This window comes from Devosia sp. (assembly GCF_041917035.1).
Taxonomy (GTDB): domain Bacteria; phylum Pseudomonadota; class Alphaproteobacteria; order Rhizobiales; family Devosiaceae; genus Devosia_A.
Window position 1 is genome coordinate 1 of record NZ_JAYRYM010000447.1, and the last position, 1,603, is coordinate 1,603.

Sequence of the window (1,603 nt, forward strand, 5' to 3'; positions counted from 1 at the left end):
GATGCACGTCAAGAACGGCGTGATCGTCAGCCTCGGCGACCTGGTGCGCTGGCTGGGCGAGCAGGCGCAGGCGCTCGGCGTCGACATCTTCCCGATGACCGCCGCCGTCGACCTGGTGCGCGGCGAAGGCGGACGGGTCGAGGGCATCGTCACGGGCGATCTCGGGGTCGGCGGCGATGGCCGGCCCAAGGCCGGCTATGCCCAGGGGATCGAGCTCAGGGCCAAGTACACGCTGATCGGGGAGGGGGCGCGCGGCTCGCTCGCCAAGCGCCTGATCGCCGGCTTCGGGCTGGCCGACGGGCACGACCCGCAACTGTACGGGCTCGGCATCAAGGAAATCTGGGAGATCGCCCCGGACCGGCACGAAGCTGGCCGGGTCGACCACTACCTGGGCTTTCCGCTCGACAATGCCACCTCGGGCGGGGGCTTTGCCTATCACGCGGCGGGCAACCGGCTCTACCTGGGCTTCGTCACGCACCTGAGCTATGCCGACCCGACGCTGTCGCCCTTTGGCGAGTTCCAGCGCTTCAAGACCCACCCGGCCGTCGCCCGGCTGCTCGAGGGCGCGACGCGGGTGAGCTATGGCGCGCGGGCGCTGACCTCGGGCGGGCTGCAGTCGATCCCCGACCTCGCCTTTCCGGGCGGGGCGCTGGTCGGCTGCGCCGCCGGGTTCATGAACGTGCCGGCGCTGAAGGCCATCCACAGCGCCATCCGCTCCGGCCGCGCCACGGGCGAGGCGGTGGTGGAAGCGATCGCGGCGGGACGGGCGCACGACCGGCTCGAGGGGCTCAACGAGCGCGTGCTGGCCACCGGCATCGGCGCCGAACTCACCCCGGTCCGGAACATGAAGCCGCTCTGGTCCCGCTTCGGCACGCTCGCCGGCGTGCTGCTGGGCGGGTTCGACCTGTGGTGCAACGCGATCCTGGGGGTCTCCCCGTTCGGCACGCAGCGGCACACCAAGGCGGACTTCGCCAAGCTGAAGCCAGTGGCCGGGGTCGCGCCGCGCAGCTACCCCAAGCCCGACGGCAAGACCACCTTCGAGCGCAGCGCCTCGGTCTACCTCGCCAATCTCAGCCATGACGAGGACCAGCCGGTGCACCTCAGGCTCGCCGACCCGGAGCTGCCGGTGCGGGACAACCTGCCGCGCTACGGCGAGCCGGCGCCGCTCTACTGCCCGGCCGGCGTGTACGAGCTGGTCGAGGCGGACGGCAGGCCGTCCTTCCGCATCAACGCGGCCAACTGCGTGCACTGCAAGACCTGTGATATCAAGGACCCGGCGCAGAACATCACCTGGGTGCCGCCGGAGGGCGGCTCGGGCCCCAATTATTCGGGCATGTAGCATCGACGTGATCGGCTGCTCCCCTTGCGGCGCAGTCGCAAAATCGCCCATCTTTGTGCGCCTGATCCCGGCCGCGCCAGCCCTGTCGCCCTTCGTGGAGTTCGTGAACCTGTGACCCACCCCGCCCGCCTGCTGATGTCGGCCCTGATCGCCGTCGGTCTCGCCACCGGAGGCGCCCTGTCGCTCGACCAGGGCCAGATGTTCTCGGTGCGCCAGCTCAGCATCACCGGCAATTTCCTCGCCGGTCGCGAAGCGCTCGCCGAT

1 protein-coding gene is annotated in these 1,603 nt (G+C 70.6%); it reads left to right on the forward strand.

Going from position 1 to position 1,603, the window contains the following annotated elements; genetic code table 11:
* Window positions 1–1,339 (forward strand): 4Fe-4S dicluster domain-containing protein (locus ACE3TU_RS22170; protein ID WP_374628019.1); only part of this gene is annotated, 1,339 nt, incomplete at its 5' end.
* Window positions 1,340–1,603: the final 264 nt, after the last annotated feature.